The organism is Mesorhizobium sp. P2_A8, assembly GCF_056404935.1.
Map to the genome: position 1 here is coordinate 1 of NZ_JBFUDB010000039.1, position 522 is coordinate 522.

The window sequence follows — 522 nt, forward strand, 5'->3', positions numbered from 1 at the left end:
GTCGATGTGGACCGAGGTGTGGGTGCCGTCGGCGCTGACCACATCGAAGTCCTCGATGTAATGCTGGCCGTCGACGAACTCATTGTGGGCCGAGCTYGCGGCATAAGACCAGTTGCCGTCGGCATCGATCGAGAAGGTACCGWAGCTGCCGGCGGTAGCGGCCTGGGCGACGAAGTGCGGATCGCTGTCGACATCCGAGATGGTCAGCGTGCCGGAGGTGCTGATCGCTGCTGCGGAGTTTGCTTCCGTCAAGTTCACCGAGGCGGACGAAAGCACGGCGGCGTCGTTGGTGCCGAGAATGTCGATGTGGACCGAGGTGTGGGTGCCRTCGGCGCTGACCACATCGAAGTCCTCGATGTAATGCTGGCCGTCGACGAACTCATTGTGGGCCGAGCTCGCGGCATAAGACCAGTTGCCGTCGGCATCGATCGAGAAGGTACCGTAGCTGCCGGCGGTAGCGGCCTGGGCGACGAAGTGCGGATCGCTGTCGACATCCGAGATGGTGAGGGTGCCCGACGTCGA

Annotated in this window: 1 protein-coding gene; it reads right to left on the minus strand. The window is 63.2% G+C overall.

The window, feature by feature from the left end:
- Window positions 1-522: VCBS domain-containing protein (locus AC1D10_RS35590; RefSeq protein ID WP_477279996.1), on the minus strand; the 522-nt coding region annotated here is incomplete at both ends.